This window comes from Blautia sp. DFI.1.216 (assembly GCF_020594215.1).
Taxonomy (GTDB): domain Bacteria; phylum Bacillota; class Clostridia; order Lachnospirales; family Lachnospiraceae; genus Blautia_A; species Blautia_A wexlerae.
The window spans coordinates 1-18,594 of sequence record NZ_JAJDML010000061.1 but is presented as its reverse complement, the minus strand read 5'-3'; the positions used below and the strand labels follow the sequence as shown (position 1 = coordinate 18,594).

General features: G+C 43.1%; 17 protein-coding genes, 1 tRNA gene and 3 pseudogenes. 18 read left to right on the top strand and 3 right to left on the bottom strand.

Features of this window, described 5'->3' with window-relative positions; genetic code table 11:
- Positions 1-555 precede the first annotated feature (555 nt).
- The 9 genes and pseudogenes from proS to LJE11_RS16575 all read left to right on the top strand — a co-directional run.
- Positions 556-1,995 carry a proline--tRNA ligase gene (proS, locus tag LJE11_RS16615; protein ID WP_022380532.1) on the top strand — a complete coding sequence of 480 codons (1,440 nt, stop codon included), beginning with the start codon at positions 556-558 and terminating at the stop codon, positions 1,993-1,995.
- Positions 1,996-2,086: 91 nt separating this feature from the next.
- The gene (locus tag LJE11_RS16610) at positions 2,087-3,412 is read left to right on the top strand and encodes a CCA tRNA nucleotidyltransferase (RefSeq protein ID WP_227296254.1); all 1,326 of its coding nucleotides are present in this window, start codon (positions 2,087-2,089) and stop codon (positions 3,410-3,412) included.
- 117 nt (positions 3,413-3,529) lie between these two features.
- Positions 3,530-4,528: a phosphotransferase gene (locus tag LJE11_RS16605; RefSeq protein WP_195277935.1), complete on the top strand. Its 999-nt coding sequence runs from the start codon at positions 3,530-3,532 to the stop codon at positions 4,526-4,528.
- A 139-nt stretch (positions 4,529-4,667) separates the two neighbouring features.
- Entirely contained in the window at positions 4,668-4,946 is a 279-nt protein-coding gene (locus tag LJE11_RS16600) for an HU family DNA-binding protein (protein ID WP_008707945.1), read from the top strand.
- A gap of 97 nt (positions 4,947-5,043) precedes the next feature.
- Complete coding sequence (locus LJE11_RS16595; protein WP_008707948.1) at positions 5,044-5,283, top strand: RNA-binding S4 domain-containing protein; 240 nt, start codon at positions 5,044-5,046, stop codon at positions 5,281-5,283.
- A 156-nt stretch (positions 5,284-5,439) separates the two neighbouring features.
- Positions 5,440-5,721 carry a sporulation protein YabP gene (gene yabP, locus LJE11_RS16590; RefSeq protein WP_008707950.1) on the top strand — a complete coding sequence of 94 codons (282 nt, stop codon included), beginning with the start codon at positions 5,440-5,442 and terminating at the stop codon, positions 5,719-5,721.
- Between the two features lie 3 nt (positions 5,722-5,724).
- Positions 5,725-6,183 carry a spore cortex biosynthesis protein YabQ gene (gene yabQ / locus LJE11_RS20560; RefSeq protein ID WP_173705445.1) on the top strand — a complete coding sequence of 153 codons (459 nt, stop codon included), beginning with the start codon at positions 5,725-5,727 and terminating at the stop codon, positions 6,181-6,183.
- Positions 6,144-6,458, top strand: a complete 315-nt coding sequence (locus LJE11_RS16580) for an FtsB family cell division protein (RefSeq protein ID WP_022380528.1) — start codon at positions 6,144-6,146, stop codon at positions 6,456-6,458. The genes yabQ and LJE11_RS16580 overlap by 40 nt, the downstream gene beginning before the upstream one ends.
- A 186-nt stretch (positions 6,459-6,644) precedes the next feature.
- Positions 6,645-8,111: pseudogene (locus LJE11_RS16575) on the top strand (SpoIIE family protein phosphatase); the annotation flags it as partial.
- On the opposite strand, the pseudogene LJE11_RS20555 reads toward LJE11_RS16575, so the two are convergent.
- A pseudogene (locus LJE11_RS20555) lies at positions 8,011-8,244 on the bottom strand (DUF6783 domain-containing protein); the annotation flags it as partial. The pseudogenes LJE11_RS16575 and LJE11_RS20555 overlap by 101 nt on opposite strands.
- Here LJE11_RS20555 and tilS (LJE11_RS20550) point away from each other — a divergent pair.
- The 5 genes and pseudogenes from tilS (LJE11_RS20550) to LJE11_RS16555 form a co-directional block, all read left to right on the top strand.
- Positions 8,182-8,952, top strand: a pseudogene (tilS, locus tag LJE11_RS20550) (tRNA lysidine(34) synthetase TilS); the annotation flags it as partial. The pseudogenes LJE11_RS20555 and tilS (LJE11_RS20550) overlap by 63 nt on opposite strands.
- A 51-nt stretch (positions 8,953-9,003) precedes the next feature.
- Positions 9,004-9,798: a tRNA lysidine(34) synthetase TilS gene (gene tilS, locus LJE11_RS20545; protein WP_319017522.1), complete on the top strand. Its 795-nt coding sequence runs from the start codon at positions 9,004-9,006 to the stop codon at positions 9,796-9,798.
- Positions 9,791-10,321, top strand: a complete 531-nt coding sequence (hpt, locus tag LJE11_RS16565) for a hypoxanthine phosphoribosyltransferase (RefSeq protein WP_020993437.1) — start codon at positions 9,791-9,793, stop codon at positions 10,319-10,321. The genes tilS (LJE11_RS20545) and hpt overlap by 8 nt, the downstream gene beginning before the upstream one ends.
- Positions 10,322-10,337: 16 nt before the next feature.
- Positions 10,338-12,191, top strand: coding sequence for an ATP-dependent zinc metalloprotease FtsH (gene ftsH, locus LJE11_RS16560; RefSeq protein ID WP_118614831.1), 1,854 nt, complete (start codon positions 10,338-10,340; stop codon positions 12,189-12,191).
- Positions 12,192-12,542: 351 nt separating this feature from the next.
- Positions 12,543-14,678: a glycoside hydrolase family 13 protein gene (locus LJE11_RS16555; protein ID WP_118569556.1), complete on the top strand. Its 2,136-nt coding sequence runs from the start codon at positions 12,543-12,545 to the stop codon at positions 14,676-14,678.
- A gap of 119 nt (positions 14,679-14,797) precedes the next feature.
- On the opposite strand, the gene LJE11_RS16550 is transcribed toward LJE11_RS16555, so the two are convergent.
- Positions 14,798-14,879 (bottom strand) — tRNA-Tyr (locus LJE11_RS16550).
- A gap of 268 nt (positions 14,880-15,147) precedes the next feature.
- Here LJE11_RS16550 and fba point away from each other — a divergent pair.
- On the top strand, positions 15,148-16,011 hold the full coding sequence (gene fba / locus LJE11_RS16545; protein WP_022379939.1) for a class II fructose-1,6-bisphosphate aldolase: 864 nt from the start codon (positions 15,148-15,150) through the stop codon (positions 16,009-16,011).
- Here fba and LJE11_RS20540 read toward each other — a convergent pair.
- The gene (locus tag LJE11_RS20540) at positions 15,994-16,134 is read right to left on the bottom strand and encodes a DUF6783 domain-containing protein (protein WP_306797806.1); all 141 of its coding nucleotides are present in this window, start codon (positions 16,132-16,134) and stop codon (positions 15,994-15,996) included. The two genes, fba and LJE11_RS20540, sit on opposite strands and share 18 nt — an antisense overlap.
- Between LJE11_RS20540 and LJE11_RS20535 the strand changes: the two genes are divergently transcribed.
- The 3 genes from LJE11_RS20535 (at position 16,081) to LJE11_RS16535 (ending at position 18,374) form a co-directional block, all read left to right on the top strand.
- Complete coding sequence (locus tag LJE11_RS20535; protein WP_306452295.1) at positions 16,081-16,194, top strand: DUF6783 domain-containing protein; 114 nt, start codon at positions 16,081-16,083, stop codon at positions 16,192-16,194. The genes LJE11_RS20540 and LJE11_RS20535 overlap by 54 nt on opposite strands.
- Before the next feature lie 138 nt (positions 16,195-16,332).
- Entirely contained in the window at positions 16,333-17,775 is a 1,443-nt protein-coding gene (locus LJE11_RS16540; RefSeq protein WP_227296253.1) for a L,D-transpeptidase family protein, read from the top strand.
- Positions 17,776-17,837: 62 nt separating this feature from the next.
- A complete protein-coding gene (locus LJE11_RS16535) occupies positions 17,838-18,374 on the top strand; it encodes a nitroreductase family protein (protein WP_055058383.1) in 537 nt (178 codons plus the stop codon).
- Positions 18,375-18,594: the final 220 nt, after the last annotated feature.

The following is an 18,594-nucleotide window of genomic DNA, read 5'->3' as shown; positions in this document are numbered from 1 at the left end:
TTTTGGCATATTCATGCCAAAACACCTCGCGGAATAGTGGTGTGTGAACAGTAACGATTTTACTCTTGACACATCAATTTATTTCAAATAGAATATAACCAAATGCGAAATATATATAGCGATGAAGAGAATAGTACATAAGGAGCAATCCCAGAGAAGAGTCCCGGAGAACAGCCGGTTGGCTGTGAAACAGTGGTGGAAGGATTCTGTGCGTGAATTATGGAACCGGCCTCGGAGCTCCGTACAATTGAAGTACGGCGTTTTTCCTGCGTTATCGGAAGAAGAGCGAGCAATGTGCAGGCATTTGGGCACAGTGCTAATTAGGGTGGTACCGCCGAAGCCTTTCGGTCCCTTGTGAGGGATGCAGGGCTTCTTTTTTTCGTTTTTTATAATATGACAGATTTTGCCGGATTATAAAAAAGCAGATTTTTGTACTGTGAAGCAGATAGGGAAATTTATTTATAGAAGAAAAATAAGAAGAATATGCATTCCGCCGCGACTATATCCTGATGCACTGTCAGGATCAACACAATCACATAAAAAGGAGAAGTAATCATGGCAAACAACAAGAAACTGGTAGAAGCCATCACATCCATGGAAGACGATTTCGCCCAGTGGTATACCGACGTTGTAAAGAAAGCTGAACTCTGCGGTTATACCAGCGTTAAAGGCTGCATGGCAATTAAACCTGCAGGATATGCGATCTGGGAAAATATCCAGCACGAACTGGACAGAAGATTTAAAGAGACTGGCGTACAGAATGTGTACATGCCAATCTTTATTCCGGAATCTCTTCTTCAGAAAGAGAAAGATCATGTAGAAGGATTTGCACCTGAGGTTGCATGGGTAACTCATGGTGGTCTGGATCCGCTTCAGGAGCGTCTGTGCGTACGTCCAACATCAGAGACATTATTCTGTGATTTCTATGCAAAAGAAATTCAGTCCCACAGAGACCTGCCGAAGGTATACAATCAGTGGTGTTCTGTAGTGCGCTGGGAAAAGACAACACGTCCGTTCCTTCGTTCACGTGAGTTCTTATGGCAGGAAGGCCATACAGCTCATGCTACAGCCGAGGAAGCAGAAGAGCGTACTATCCAGATGCTGAATCTGTATGCAGATTTCTGCGAGGAAGTACTTGCAATCCCGGTTATCAAGGGACAGAAAACAGACAAGGAGAAATTCTCCGGTGCAGAAGCTACTTATACAATTGAATCCCTGATGCATGATGGAAAAGCTCTTCAGTCCGGTACAAGCCATAACTTTGGCGATGGATTTGCAAGAGCATTCGGCATCCAGTATACAGATAAAGAAAATAAACTTCAGTATGTACATCAGACATCCTGGGGCATGACAACACGTATGATCGGTGCAATCATCATGGTACATGGTGATAACAGCGGTCTGGTACTGCCTCCGAGAATCGCTCCTGTACAGGCAGTGATCATCCCGATCCAGCAGAGAAAAGAGGGCGTTCTTGAGAAAGCAGATGAGATGTTTGCAGCATTAAAGGCAGCAGGAGTCCGCGTAAAAGTAGACGACACAGACAAGAGCCCGGGATTCAAATTCGCAGAGCAGGAAATGCGTGGTATCCCGATCCGTATCGAGTGCGGCCCGAAGGATATCGAGAATGGTCAGGCTGTCATCTGCCGTCGTGATACAAGAGAGAAATATACTGTTACATTTGATGAGCTTGTGGAGAAAGTACAGGAAATCCTGGAAACAATCCAGAAAGATATGCTGGAGCGTGCACGTAAGCACAGAGATTCCCATACTTATGTTGCTACAAACTATGAAGAATTCAAAGATACTATTGTTAACAAACCAGGCTTCGTAAAAGCTATGTGGTGCGGTGACCGCGCATGTGAGGACAAGATCAAAGAAGATGTTCAGGCTACATCCAGATGTATGCCGTTTGAGCAGGAACACTTAAGTGATGTCTGCGTATGCTGTGGAAAACCTGCCAAGAAGATGGTTTACTGGGGCAGAGCATACTAATCAATAAGAAAATAAAGAAAACCGGCAGCAGAGATATCTGAGTGCCGGTTTTCGGGGTTAAGAATAAATAGAAGAAGATAAGGATGGTCATATGATTCTGGAAATACCGAAAAACGCGGAAATAATTTTGCATATACTGGAAAAAGCAGGCTATGAAGCCTATGTGGTAGGCGGCTGTGTGCGTGATTCCATTCTGGGACGGAGCCCGGATGACTGGGACATCACCACATCCGCAAAGCCGGAGCAGGTCAAGGCTTTGTTTCACAGAACAGTGGATACAGGTCTGCAGCATGGAACAGTGACTGTTCTTATGGAAAAAGAAGGATATGAGGTCACGACTTATCGTGTAGATGGTGAGTACGAGGACGGCAGACATCCCAAAGAGGTCACCTTTACAGCAAGCCTTGAGGAAGACCTGAAACGCCGGGATTTTACCATCAATGCAATGGCATACAATCCTTCTTCAGGACTGGTGGACCTTTTCGGCGGACTGGAGGATATTGAGAGAAAAATCATCCGCTGTGTGGGAAATCCGCTGGAGCGTTTTACAGAGGATGCACTGCGGATCATGCGTGCAGTCCGTTTCAGTGCGCAGTTGGGCTTTGCCATTGAAGAAGAGACTCGTAAGGCACTGAAGGTTCTGGCACCGAATCTGAAGCATGTCAGCGCAGAGCGGATTCAGGTAGAGCTTGTGAAGCTCCTGATGTCTCCTCATCCGGATTATCTCAGGGTGGCTTATGAAGCCGGGATCACAGCTGAATTTCTTCCGGAGTTTGATGCATGTATGACAACATCTCAGAATACGCCGCACCACTGTTACACAGTAGGGGAGCATATCCTGCACAGTCTCTGTCATGTACGGGCAGATAAAGTTCTCAGGATTACCATGCTGCTTCATGACATTGGAAAGCCGGTTGTCCGGAAAACAGATGAGAATGGAAGAGATCATTTCAAGATGCATGGGATTGCGGGAGAAAAGATGGCTGCACAGATCCTGCGCAGGCTGAAATTCGATAATGATACGATCCGCAAGGTAACCCGTCTGGTAAAATGGCATGATGACAGACCGGATGGAACGACAAAGGCAGTGCGCAGGGCAGTGAACCGTATCGGTGAGGATCTCTTCCCATATTATCTGGAAGTGCAGCAGGCAGATATGCTGGCACAGAGTGATTACAGACGCGCAGAGAAGCAGGAACGTCTGGATAAGGTGAAAGAGGCTTATGAGACGATCATTAATGAACATCAGTGTGTATCTTTAAAAACTCTGGCAGTGACAGGGAAAGATCTGATTGAAGCCGGTTATAAGCCGGGGCGTGAAATAGGAGAAACGCTGAACCGTCTTCTGGAAGTAGTGCTTGCCGATCCACAGAAGAATCAGAAAGAGATATTATTGGGTCTGCTTGATGAGAAATAGTGCAGTTTTATGGAATGGTCAGTATATCAGAATATAGTAAATAACTAAAATCCGGGGGTATATCCACCGGATTTTCTTCATATGTATAGAAAGAATTAAGATGATTAAGAGGGGGATATGTCATTGTATGATTACGGACTTGGCACTTTGGCTCAGTATGAGCTGACAGCAGACCGTTCTGCAAGGACAAGAGGGGCTTTACTTTGCTATACAGCTCAGGGACTTCTGATCCTGAGGGAATTTCACGGTTCTGAAAAAAAGCTGGAAAAACAGCAGGAGCTTTTGATGAAACTTCAGGAAAATGGTATAAATACCGATTATTTTCTGCGGAATAATCAGGAAAGTCTGGTCAGTAAAGATAAGACTGAACAAAGGTTTACACTCCAGCACTGGTATGAAGGAAAAGAGTGTGACACAAAATCCCGGGAAGATATTTTAAAAAGTGTCCGGACACTGGCAAGGTTACATATTTTAATGAAAATGGAACCTGTGGAGGAATACAGGGAAAGATCTCTCAGGGAGGAATATCTTCGGCACAATCAGGAGCTTCGTAAGATACGCAAATTTATACGGAACAAAGGAGCATCCAATGTATTTGAGAAAAATTATCTGGCAAGTGTGGAGCAGTTTCTTGAAAGGGCACAGTATGCAGTAAAGCTTCTGGACGAGACGGATTATGATGATCTCAGGGAAAGGGCATGGCGGGAAGGACAGGTATGTCATGGAGAATATAATCAGCATAATATTCTGATGCTGAAAAATGATCATTTTGGGACGGCAGTCACAAATTTTGGTCACTGGAGTTTTGATATTCAGGTAGCAGATTTGTATCGTTTCATGAGAAAAATACTGGAAAAATATAACTGGAATCTGGACCTGGCAGGGGAAATGCTCAGGGAATATCATAAAATCCGTCCAATCTCGGCAGAAGAGTGGAAAAATCTGCGTGTACGTTTCACTTATCCTGAAAAATACTGGAAACTGGCAAATTATTATTATTCACACAAAAAGGTGTGGATTTCAGAGAAAAATGTGGAAAAGCTTCAGAATCTTATCAGACAGAGAGAAATCTGGGAGAATTTTGCAGAGGAATGTTTCAGGGATTATCCTCAGTAACAGTGCGGAACAGTTGTACGGAACAGTTACGAAAAACCTTGACAATATGGGGAAAAAGGTATATATATAGAGGATAGAGCTCTGTCGCTTTTGGCAGATGCCACCAAACAAGAAAGAGATCATTAGAGGAGGAAACACCATGAATAAAACAGAATTAGTAGCAGCTATGGCGAAAGAGACAAACTTATCCAAGAAGGACGTAGAAGACGTTCTGAAATCTTTCGTTGATGTCGTTTCTAAAGAACTGAAAAATGGCGGAAAAATCCAGTTAGTAGGATTTGGTACATTTGAAGTAAGTGAAAGAGCTGCTCGCGAGGGAAGAAATCCTCAGACTGGTGAAACTATGAAAATCGAAGCTTCTAAATCACCGAAATTCAAAGCTGGAAAAGCATTAAAAGATATGGTTAACGGTAAATAATAAAGGCGATAACCGGGGGAACGAAAGTTCCCCTTTTTTGATACTCCGGAGGAGTAATTCGTGAGTATCCATTACAGAACATTTACAGGAGCAGAATATGAGATTAGATAAATACTTAAAGGTGTCACGTCTGATCAAACGCCGTACAGTGGCAAACGAAGCATGTGATGCAGGAAGAGTTCTTGTCAACGATAAGCCTGCCAAGGCATCTGTACAGGTAAAGACGGGAGATACTATTGAAATCCAGTTCGGAAGTAAGAATGTCAAAGTAGAAGTACTGGATGTAAAAGAAACTGTCAAAAAAGAAGATGTAGAGAGTATGTACAAATATCTTTGATTCCGGATGGTAATTTGCAGCTTTTGGCATTTGTGCAGTGGGAACATATAAATTTTTAACATTTTATTGTCTATTTCCATTTTCCGGCACATAAACTACTGATAAGTAATAGATTGGCAGGTCATAGTTTCCGGAGGCTGTGACCGGGAGGCGTCTGTGGAAGAGAAGAAGATACTTTCAACTCACAGCCTGATGCTGGAAAACCGTCAGAACGGGAGAATTACCGGGGTAAAGGATATTAAATCCTTTGATGAAAAAGAAATCCTGCTTTTTACACAGGCAGGGAAACTTGTAATAAAGGGAGAACAGCTTCATGTGAAGCAGCTTGATCTGGAAAAGGGAGAAGTAGATCTGGAAGGAAAAGTGGACAGTCTTACCTATCTGTCAAAGAATACAGATAACAGGGATGAATCCTTATTTAGAAGGATGTTCCGGTGAGAGATGAGTGCATTTATTCATCATGAATTACTTCTGCTGCTCCGGACAATAGCTGTGGGTGCTGTTCTCCTTTTGTGTTATGATCTGCTGGCTGCATTCAGGAATGTTTTTGTACATTCGGATAAAGCTGTCGGGACGGAAGACATTCTATACTGGCTTTGTTGTGCCTTTTTTGTTTTTTCGGAGATTTACAGAAGCAATGAAGGAATCCTGCGTTTTTTTATGGTTTTAGGCTTTTTATCCGGAGCGTATATCTGCAACAGGGTCCTCGGAGATATTTTTGTAAAATGCTGTACGAAACTTATGGAGATTCCTGTAATAATTATTAAATTTTTGATAAAATGGTTGCTATTTCCGGTCAAAAGATGTAAACTTCTGTGGTATAAAGCGTATAAATGTGCTAAAAAAGGAAGGCTGGCAAATTGGGTAATTCTAAGAAAAGGAAGAAAAAAAAGAAAGTAGGGTATAACTCTCTTGGAATGATTGCGATTGCGCTGGTTGTTTTAGTCCTTCTGGGAGGACTGATGCTAGAAAGTAATGACCTTAAGGAACGCCTCACAGGATATGATGCTAAGGCCGCCACTCTTCAGCAACAGATTGAAGATGAGCAGACACGTACAGAAGAAATTGATAAATTAAAGAAATATATGGAGACAGACGAATATGCAGAAGAGGTTGCCAGAGAGAAACTGGGACTTGTGAAGGACAATGAGACTGTTTTTAAGAAACAGCAGTAATAAATGTCGAAAACTTTTGCGAAGGATTCGTCTGCGTTTGACAGATATTTCAGAAACCCTTCCATATAATATCTGTAACTGTTTAGTACTTTGTGAAAGAGAGGACTGTTGAACAGTTATAGAGATTCTCTGATAAAAATGCAGTAGTCTGCTATATACAGGGAATGAATAAGGGGAGGGGAGAATATGCAGGAATGGATGATTGCCATGCTCGTTATCAGCATTATGCTGATCATACGGGACATGGCAAAAACTATTTTAGCAGAAAATCTGCCGGATACAGAAGAACTGCCGTCTCTGCAGGAGGGCCATCCTCAGAAAGAGAGGGTGGAGAAGTATGCGGCATCTTTTCAGAAACTGGCAGATACTTTCTACGGGATGCCTTATCGGAAAGATTATCTGAGCAGCAGGCAGGTTGAGCAGATCATTGAGGATACAAATGCAAAGGTATGCAGCAGATGCTATCAGAGGGAAATCTGCTGGGGAGAACACAGTCAGGAACTGGTGAAAGGAGTGGAGGCACTGGTACGTTCTATGGAGAGTGGAAACGAGGAAAATGTCAGAGGCATCCGCGCTGACTGGACAGGCATATGTCCCCGTTCCGTACAATATTATGAGACGGTTGCAGAGAATTTTCAGAAAGAAAGGCAGAACTTGATGTGGGATAACCGTATGATCGAGAATCGGCTGGCAGTAGCACAGCAGCTTATGGAAGTCTCACATATCATGGAGAACGTAGCCAGTGATCTGTATGACCTGGAGCGAGTAACGCCGCAGTTTGAAGAAGAACTTCGCAAGGGACTGAGAAAGAGCCATGTGATCCTTCGCAGGGCATGGATGATGAATAAGGTGAAAGGACGTAAACAGATTTTTCTCACCATGCGTGCCAGAAGCGGTCAGTGTATTTCCATGACAGAGATCGCACAGCTTCTTTCAAAATACTGTGAAATTTCCATGGTACCTGTAAATGGGAGCAGATGTATTGTAAACGGAGAATATCACACTGTACATTTTGCTGAGGATGTAAGCTATCAGGTTCTCTATGGAACGGCCAGGCTTACCAGAGAAGAAGAGAAGGTTTCCGGAGATAATTATATATGCAGACAGGAGGATGGCGGCAGGTTTGTTATGTGCCTTTCGGATGGCATGGGCTCAGGGATGGAAGCATGCAGGGAGAGCGAGACAGTTGTGGAACTTCTGGAACAGTTTATGGAGTCAGGATTTTCCCAGGAAACGGCAGCAAAGATGGTAAATTCTGCTCTGGTACTCAAAGGAGAGGAGGGTATGTTTTCTACAGTGGATATCTGCGCAGTGGACCTGTATACAGGAATCTGCAATTTTCTGAAGGCGGGGGCAGCGTCTACATTTATCAAAAGAGATCACTGGGTGGAATCTATTACTTCTGAAAGTCTGGCCGCAGGGCTTGTACAGCAGATTGATTTTGAGACAGCTACCAGAAAGCTGTACCATGGGGATTACCTGATCATGATGACAGATGGAGTCTTGGATGCATTGCCTGACCAGAAAGAGGAGGAAACCATGAAAGAAATCATTATGGATGTTCACGAGGAATCACCGAAAGATTTCGGCAGGGGAATACTGGAACGGGTGCTGGGATACAGCGATTATCATGCACGGGATGATATGACAGTGCTGGTGGCAGGCGTGTGGAAAAAATAATGTTGCGGATACTAGAGCGTGTCTGAAAAAGGCTTTCTGCAAGATGTGCGTCACAATTTGTGGGATATTTTGCCCGGATGAGGGCGCCGTAGCGGGCTACGGCAACTGAATTCGGGTGAAATATCCCGCAAAGTGGGGCGTGCAGATTGCGGGAATGATTTTTCAGACACGCTCTAAGATAGAAAAGGAAATCAGGATAAAAATGGAAAGAGAAATTCTTGCTTATATAAAGCAAAACAGGATGATCGGAAAAAATGATGTGGTCCTGGCAGGAGTGTCCGGTGGAAGTGACTCTATGGCAATGCTCCGCATTTTAAAGGAGCTTCAGGGAAAACTGGATTTTACATTGAGAGTGGTCCATATACATCATGGAATACGTGGAAAGGAAGCGGACAGGGACCAAAGCTTTGTGGAAAACATATGCCGGAAGTGGCAGATTCCATGTACTGTTTATTGTTATGATGTTCCGGGATTGAGCCGGGAGTGGAAGCTGGGCGAGGAAGAGACGGGAAGGATTGTAAGAAAAGAAGCTTTTCAGAGGGAAGCTGCCGTCTGTGGGAGAAAGGACAGTGAGATAAAAATTGCATTAGCGCATAATCAGGAGGATCTTGCGGAAACTATGCTTCATAATCTGTGCAGAGGAACAGGTTTGCGGGGACTATGCACCATGCGCCCTGTAGACGGAGAGATTATCCGCCCGATTCTGTGCTTAAGCCGGGACAAAATTGCAGAGTATCTGAAAGAAAAGAAGATTTCTCATATTCAGGACAGCACCAATCTGTCAGATGAATATACCAGAAACCGAATCAGACATCATATTCTTCCTATATTGGAACAGCAGGTCAATGGAAAGGCAGCGGCACATATGGCAGAGACTGCGGCAAGGATTTCCCAGGCAGAGGAATATCTTACGCAGCAGAGCTGCCTGGTTTTGGGCGAGTTTCAGAAAGGTAAGGAATATTACTTTACTGAAAAATTTTTTATGGAGCCTCAAATCATTCAGGTTTATGCATTACAACAGGCGATGGAACAGCTGGCAGGCAGACGGAAGGATCTGGCGGCTGTTCACTATGAGAAGGTTCTGGAACTTTATGAAATGCAGACTGGAAGACGGATCAGCCTTCCTTATCACATGGAAGCCAGAAGAGATTACGAGGGAGTAAGACTTTGCCGGTACGGAGAGGAGAAGTCAGCCGGGATGATCGGTGAAAAGCATAAAGGTTCAGATATTCAAAACGGAAAAACAGTTTGCGGAAAAAATATATCAGACAGGGAATGGAAAATCAGAATTCCGGGGACTGTGACCAGTCCGCTGGGAATTTTTTCGGCAGAAATATTTTTGTATGAAGGTCAGAAGATTGAAGAAAAAAAGTATACGAAATGGATGGATTATGATAAAATAGAAAAGAATCCGTATATTCGCACCAGACGGACAGGAGATTATATGGTTATCAATGCGCAGGGGAACACAAAGAAGCTGAACCGCTGTATGATCGATGAGAAAATCCCGTCGGAATACAGAGACAGCATTCCGCTGATCGCATGTGGAAAAGAAATCCTCTGGATGGTGGGAAGCAGGATGAATGAGAGGTATAAAATTAACCCCCAAACCAGGAAGGTGTTAGTATTAAATTACCAAGGAGGAAACGAAAATGAGTGAGAAAATCAAAGTTTTACTCAGCGAAGAGGAAGTAGATTCCCGTATTAAGCAGATCGCAGCAAAGGTCAGCAAGGATTATGCAGGCAAGGAAATCCATTTAATCTGTGTATTAAAAGGTGGTGTATTCTTTACCTGTGAACTTGCAAAGAGAATCACAGTGCCGGTTTCTCTTGACTTTATGTCTGTATCCAGTTATGGTGATGACACCAAGTCCAGCGGTGTTGTAAAGATCGTCAAAGACCTTGACCAGCCACTGGAAGGAAAGGACGTTCTGATCGTAGAGGATATCATTGACTCAGGAAGAACCTTAAGCTATCTTATCGAGATCCTGAAGCAGAGAAATCCAAACAGCATCCGTCTGTGTACATTGCTGGACAAACCGGAGCGAAGAGTCAGAGATGTAAGAGTTGATTATTGCTGCTTTAACATCCCGGATGAGTTTGTAGTTGGCTATGGTCTGGACTATGCACAGAAATACAGGAATCTTCCATTCATAGGAGTAGTGGAACTGGGGGAAGACTGAAAGGAGATTTAAGTAAGTGAATAAACAGCCAAGCAGAATTGGTCTGTATCTGGTGCTGATCATTGCACTGGTAGCCGGTTATTTTTATCTGAATAACCAGGTGGTTTCCCAGAGTAATTACACACAGAAGCAACTGGAGCAGGCTCTTGAAGACAACAAAGTGGTTGATGCGACAATTCAACAGAACAGAGAAGTGCCTACAGGTTCTGTGATCGTAGATACTACTGACTCCGGTCAGAAGAAGGTTTATGTGACAGATGTCAATCAGGCAATCGAACTGTTGAATAAATACGATATTGATATTACAACTCAGGATGTACCCGGAGACAATGTATTTCTGACAACCTTACTTCCGGTTCTTCTCACAGGTGCCCTTGTGATCTTTCTGATCATGATGATGAACCGCCAGATGGCAGGTGGCGGTGGCGGCGGAAATGCCAAGATGATGAATTTCGGCAAGAGCCGCGCAAGAATGTCATCTCCGGATGATAATAAGAAAGTTACTTTTGACAAGGTAGCAGGTCTGCAGGAGGAGAAGGAAGATCTGGTAGAGGTGGTAGATTTCCTGAAATCTCCACAGAAATATACAAAAGTAGGCGCAAGGATTCCGAAAGGTGTGCTGCTTGTAGGCCCTCCCGGAACTGGTAAGACACTTCTGGCAAAGGCAGTGGCAGGAGAAGCGGGAGTTCCGTTTTTCTCCATTTCCGGTTCTGACTTTGTGGAAATGTTTGTCGGTGTAGGTGCATCACGTGTGCGTGATCTTTTTGAAGAAGGCAAACGCCATGCACCATGTATTATTTTCATTGATGAGATCGATGCGGTTGCAAGACAGCGTGGAACCGGTATGGGCGGCGGACATGATGAGAGAGAGCAGACACTGAACCAGCTTCTGGTAGAGATGGATGGCTTTGGTGTGAATGAGGGAATCATTGTGATGGCAGCGACTAACCGCGTGGATATCCTGGATCCTGCAATTTTGCGTCCGGGACGTTTTGACCGTAAGGTTGCAGTGGGACGTCCGGATGTGAAGGGAAGAGAGGAAATTCTCCGCGTTCATGCCAAGGACAAACCTCTTGGAGAGGATGTAAATCTGGCTCAGATTGCCAGAACAACAGCAGGATTTACAGGTGCAGATCTGGAGAATCTTCTGAATGAAGCTGCCATTGAAGCAGCGAGAAAGGGAAGAGGATTTATCCTTCAGTCTGATATCAAAGGTGCTTTTATCAAAGTAGGCATCGGTGCAGAAAAGAAGAGTAAGGTGATCTCTGAGAAAGAGAAAAAGATCACCGCGTATCATGAATCCGGACATGCGATCCTGTTTCATGTACTTCCGGATATGGATCCTGTCTACACGATTTCCATTATCCCGACAGGAATGGGAGCAGCAGGTTACACCATGCCTCTTCCGGATAATGATGAGATGTTTAATACCAAAGGAAAAATGCTTCAGGATATTATGACACTGTTAGGCGGGCGCATAGCAGAGGAAATTATCTTCGGAGATATTACGACTGGTGCATCCAATGACATCAAACGTGCAACTGCGACAGCCAGAAGTATGGTTATGAAATACGGAATGTCTGATAAACTTGGTCTTATCTGTTATGGTGATGACGATGACGAGGTATTTATCGGCAGAGACCTGGCTCATACCAGAAGCTACAGCGAGGATGTTGCCAAGTCCATTGATGAAGAAATCCGCCGTATTATCAGTGAATGTCATGACCAGGCAAAGAAGATCATTCTGGAACATGAGGATGTTCTGCACAAGTGTGCAAGTCTTCTTCTCGAGAAGGAAAAGGTGCACAGAGACGAATTTGAAGCACTTTTTACAACAGAAAATCCGGAAACAGAAAACAACAGTATATAATGTATACAAAAAAGTGTGCCAAATTTTGTGAAGTTTGTGCACACTTTTCTCTTGCCTCATGGTATTATATAAACCGTAAAAACCCCCCAATACATTATATAGTTTTTGCTACACCCCATAAGAAGAAATACCTTCTCCAAAAAAGCCAGCTTATCCCGCTGGCTTTTTTACTGTCTTAAAATATCATTACTGTTCATGTTATTTTCAGCAATGAAATATCTGCTTCGCCGGAATCCGGCAGTCCGAAATACTGTGACAGAATGAATGGTTGTGTAGAATCACTGAATATCTAAATATTTTTGGGAAAAACAGATGGTTGTCAGATGGTTTATTTTAGGATAAAATAATAAAATGATAAATGACAGAGAGGACTGGACGGAAATGGAACATGAAAAAGCAGATATAAAAAAAAGAATGCAGTACATCCTGAATATGCGTCCTGTGTTTAATAAAGAGGCGCTTTTCAGTGACGGAACAGAATATTACAGAATACCTGCAGAACCAAAGGCAGGAGATACAGTAACGATCAAATTCCGTACCCAGAGAAATAATGTAGATTCTGTATATCTGGTAAGCCAGGAGCAGCGTGTGCAGATGGAGATTTGCGGGACAGAGAACGGATTTGATTATTATTCTGCCCAGGTGACGATTGGAGCGGATATCTTTCGTTATTATTTTGAGATACAGTATGGATGGGTAACCTGTTATTACAATAATCAGGGAGTCTGTATGAAACATGAGGGCAGGATGGATTTTGAGATTTATCCGGGCTTTGATACTCCAAAGTGGGCCAAAGGTGCGGTAATGTACCAGATTTATGTAGACCGTTTTCTTAACGGAGATCCTACCAATGATGTTGTGACCGGAGAATATCATTATATTGGAGATAAGAGTGTACAGGTAGAACAGTGGAATAAGATTCCGGCAGTGATGGGTGTGCGTGAATTTTACGGCGGTGACCTGCAGGGAATTATGAACAAACTGGATTATCTGCAGGATCTGGGAGTCGAGGTTATTTATTTAAATCCGATTTTTGTTTCTCCAAGTAATCATAAGTATGACTGTCAGGATTATGATTATGTGGATCCACATTACGGCAGGATTGTAGAAGATTGTAATGAGGGAATCCTTCTTGGAGATGACGATGATAATTCCCATGCATGGAAATATATCAAACGTGTGACAGATAAGAAGAATCTGGAAGCAAGTAATGAGCTTTTTGCGAAACTGACAGCAGAGATCCACAGAAGAGGAATGAAGATCATTCTGGATGGTGTGTTCAATCACTGCGGTTCTTTTAATAAGTGGATGGACAGAGAACGTATTTATGAGAATCAGGAAGGATATCCGAAAGGAGCTTATGTTTCTGCGGACAGTCCCTATCGTAATTTCTTTTCCTTTAATGATCCTAATGCATGGCCATATAACACCTCCTATGATGGATGGTGGGCACACGATACACTGCCTAAATTAAATTATGAGGGTTCCAGAGAACTTTATGATTATATTCTTCGTGTTGGACAGAAATGGGTATCTGCTCCTTATAATGTAGACGGTTGGAGACTGGATGTGGCGGCGGATCTGGGACACAGCAATGATTTTAACCATCAGTTCTGGAAAGATTTCCGGAAGGCAGTGAAAGCTGCCAATCCAAATGCCATTATCCTGGCAGAGCATTACGGTAATCCGGAAGGCTGGCTGAAAGGTGATGAATGGGATACAGTCATGAACTATGACGCATTTATGGAGCCGCTGACCTGGTTCCTGACAGGTATGGAGAAGCACAGTGACGAGTATCGTGAAGACCTGTTAGGAAACAGTGAGGCTTTTATCGGAGCTATGAAAACGCACATGAGAGCGCTTCATATGTCTGCACTTCAGACAGCCATGAATGAATTGTCAAATCATGACCATTCCAGATTCCTGACCAGAACCAATCACAGGGTAGGACGAATTTCCTATGCAGGTCCGGAGGCGGCATCTGAGGGAGTAAATCCGGCAGTTATGCGTGAGGCGGTTACCATCCAGATGACCTGGCCGGGCGCACCGACTGTATATTACGGAGATGAGGCAGGACTCTGTGGATTCACAGATCCGGATAACAGACGTACTTATCCCTGGGGACGTGAGGATTATCAGATGATCGACTTCCACAGGGTAATGATCCGTATCCATAAGAAATATGAAGTGTTAAAAACGGGATCACTGGGATTTCTCTGGAATGATTATCAGGGACTTTGTTATGCGAGATTTTCTCATGATGAACAGATAATTGTGATCGTAAATAATCAGGAAGAAGGCAGGGAAGTGGAGATACGGTTAGAACAGGCAGGAATCAGCCGTCTGGAAGATACAAAGCTGAAACGTGTTGTCATGACATCTGCAGTGGGATTTACGGAAGAATGTAAAGAATACACAGCAGCAGCCGGAATTCTGAAGATCACAATGCCGGCATTTGGCGCAGTGGTCTTACATCATAAAAATTAACAAAATGCGAAGCGGATGATCTTATCCGCCTGACCCGGACGGCAGCCTCTTGCGGAAGAAGGGGCTGCCGCTTTATAATATAACAAAAAAAGATCCAGACAAATGTCTGAACCTTTTGATGGATGGAGAAGGATTCGAACCTTCGAAAGCGTTGCTAACAGATTTACAGTCTGCCCCCTTTGGCCACTCGGGAATCCATCCTTAAACCGAAACTTATTATATATGAAATATTTAAATAATGCAAGCACTTTTTTATAAATTGCAGAAAATTATTATATATTGTGTATTGCCGGACTTTTTTGCATATCTTCCGGGGAATTTTGTTTGTTATTTTTTTGGCAAAAGAGTAGACGAAAAAGCAGAAATCTGGTAATATAACCATATCTGGATATAGATGTAATTCCATATCGGAGATTGATTAGGGTAACTGAGAATGAACACAGTTACTACAGATTAGGAGGAATTTATCATGTTAGTAAATGCAACAGAAATGCTGAAAAAAGCAAAAGCAGGTCATTATGCAGTTGGACAGTTCAACATCAACAACCTTGAGTGGACAAAGGCTATTCTTTTAACAGCTCAGGAACTGAACTCTCCTGTAATCCTTGGTGTATCCGAAGGTGCTGGTAAATATATGACAGGTTATAAAACAGTTGTTGGTATGGTTAACGGAATGATGGAAGAACTGAACATCACTGTTCCTGTAGCTCTTCACCTTGACCACGGCAGCTATGAAGGATGCTTAAAATGCGTTGAAGCAGGATTCTCATCCATCATGTTCGACGGATCTCATTACCCGATCGAAGAAAACGTTGCAAAAACTAAAGAACTGGTTAAGATCGTTGCTGAACACGGAATGTCTCTGGAAGCAGAAGTTGGCTCCATCGGTGGTGAAGAAGACGGTGTTGTAGGAATGGGCGAATGCGCAGATCCTAAGGAATGCAAGATGATCGCAGACCTTGGTATTGATTTCCTTGCAGCAGGTATCGGTAACATCCATGGAAAATATCCGGCTAACTGGAAAGGCTTAAGCTTTGAGACTCTGGATGCTATCCAGAAACTGACAGGAGAGATGCCTCTGGTACTTCACGGTGGCACAGGTATCCCGGCAGATATGATCAAGAAAGCTATCGACCTTGGCGTATCCAAAATCAATGTAAACACAGAATGCCAGCTTTCTTTCGCAGCAGCTACACGTAAATACATCGAAGAAGGAAAAGATCAGCAGGGTAAAGGATACGATCCTCGTAAACTTCTTGCACCTGGCTTCGAAGCAATCAAAGCTACTGTTAAGGAAAAAATGGAATTATTCGGATCAGTTAATAAAGCCTGATGATAACCTCATAAGTAAAAAATCCCGCATCCTTGTGATGTGGGATTTTTTTATGGACTCAAAAACCTGATGGGCTACGACAACCGAACTCGGACAAAATATACCGCAAAGTGGGGCGTGCAGATTGCAGGAATGATTTTTCAGAAACGCTCTAAAGTAACAGGCGGTTGCTATCTGGAATGAATTTTGGCTACGTTACTGAGAACGGAGTGAACAGTAACAACAGGCGAACTGCATTTTACAAATTGATTTTTATCTCTCTATATAATAAAATAATTGCAGATATCTAAAATAAGGTGAAAGGAAGTAGCAGAACAAAGGATGGAACAGAAAAAAGCCTTAAATAGAAAGAAGCTGAAAGTGATTCTTGTAATATGTATCGTGATGATCGTGACAGCGGGAATCGGTCTGGCTGCTTACATACATCATGTGGATACTGTCACACTGGGAAGGAAAGTGAGTGTGTACAGGTTAGATGTATCGAAGCTTACTGTGGGAGAAGCGCAGCAGAAAATATCTGAAGCATTTCAGAATAAAAAAATAACATTTCATGAAGATGGAAAGGATGTTTATAATGTTTCAATGGAACAACTGGGATACAGTCTGGATCAGGACATTCTGAAAAGTGCACTGGAAACATTGAAACAGGAGAGAAGCGGGACATTTAAACTTTTTGCATCACAGAGAGATTATAAGATTGATTATCAGATCATCAGAGATGAAGCGCAGGAACAGGCAGCATTGTCTGCGGATCATTTTGATGAAAAAGACAGAACAGAACCTACGGATGCACATATCCGATATAGTAAAAAGAAACAGAAATATGTGTTGGTGAAACAGGTTTCCGGAAATCAGATTGATGAAAACAGGCTATTAAGCTATGTGGAGGAAACTCTGGATAAAGATTTCGAAACAGAATTGCTTACATCTGATGTAAAGATGGAATTAAACGAGGAAGTTTACCAGCAACCGGATATTGAAGAATCAGGCGAAATGAAGCAGAAGGTGAAGAAGTTAAACAGCCTGTTGAAAAAATACCGCAGTACAACAGTTTCTTATCTGTTTGGCGAGGAAACGCAGGTGCTGGATTCAGACACGATCAGTTCTTGGCTGCAGATTAAAAATAGTGGTATAAGCATTGATAAGGATGCGGCTGCAGATTACATATCGAATATGGCAAATAAATATAATACCATTTATGTGCCGCGTACTTTTCATACATCGCTGGGAACGGATGTTACGGTTTCTGATAATGAATATGGATACAGGATCGATCAGGATGCAGAGCTGACACAGCTTCTTGAAGATCTTAAAAGTGGTGAAAATGTATCCAGAGAGCCGGTGTACAGCAGCAGTGGCATGAAGAGAAACGGAACAGATGACCTGGCAGGCAATTATATAGAAGTCAGTCTTGATTCACAGCATTTATGGCTGTATAAAGATGGTGCACTGGTTACGGAAACAGATATTGTCAGCGGTGCACCCACACCGGAGCGTGAGACTTACAGAGGGGCATGGCCGATTGCATATAAGGCAAGTCCGTTTACGTTAAGCAGTGAAGAATATGGATATGCGGAAACGGTAAAATACTGGATGCCGTTTGTTTATGGACAAGGACTTCATGATGCGTCATGGCAGTCTGCATTTGGCGGAAACCGATATAAGACAGGACATGGAAGTCACGGCTGTATCAATCTGCCGGAAGATCAGGCGGCATTGATATATAATACAATCGATGGAGGATATCCTATTATTATTTATTAAAGATATATAGGATGGATTTTATCTATCTGATTAAAGAGAAAGAATAGAAGAGGTATAAAAATATGGAATTTCAGAATCTGATAGAAAAGAGACGGAGTGTTCGTAAATATGTAGAGAGAAATACGGTGACGAAAGATGAAATTTTGAGTATGATAAAAGCAGCTCAGGAGGCGCCTTCATGGAAGAACTCTCAAACAGGACGTTATTACTGTATTATGGACGAAAAGAATGTGGAACAGTTCAGACGGGAATGTCTGCCGGAAATGAATGCAGGGAAATGTGAGAATGCAGTGTTGCTGGTTAGTACTTTCGTACATAACAGAGCAGGTTTTCAGAAAGATGGAACAGCGGATAATGAAATTGGAAATGGATGGGGATGTTATGATCTTGGGCTGCAGAATGAGAACCTGATATTAAAGGCTGAAGAACTGGGATATGGAACTCTTATTATGGGGATCAGGGATGCGGATAAGATCAGAGAATTTTGTTCTGTTCCGGAGACGGAGACTGTTGTTGGGGTAATTGCGGTAGGAGTTCCGGGGGAAGAGCCTGGACGGCCGAAAAGGAGAGATACAGAAGAGATTGTGAAGTTTTTGTAAGATCAGTTAAAGGGTGAAGCAGCCCCAAACAATTTTATTCGGCTCGGTTTCGGGTCTTAAGAAAAGCTAAGGCTGGGAAGTCTGCTAAAAGGGGGACACAGCCCCAAACAATTCTCTTCGGCTCGGTTTCGGGTCTTAAGAAAAACTAAGCTCGGGAAGATCAGGTAAGAGGGACGCAAGCTCAAATCATTCTCTTCGGCTCGGTTTCGGGCCTTAAGAA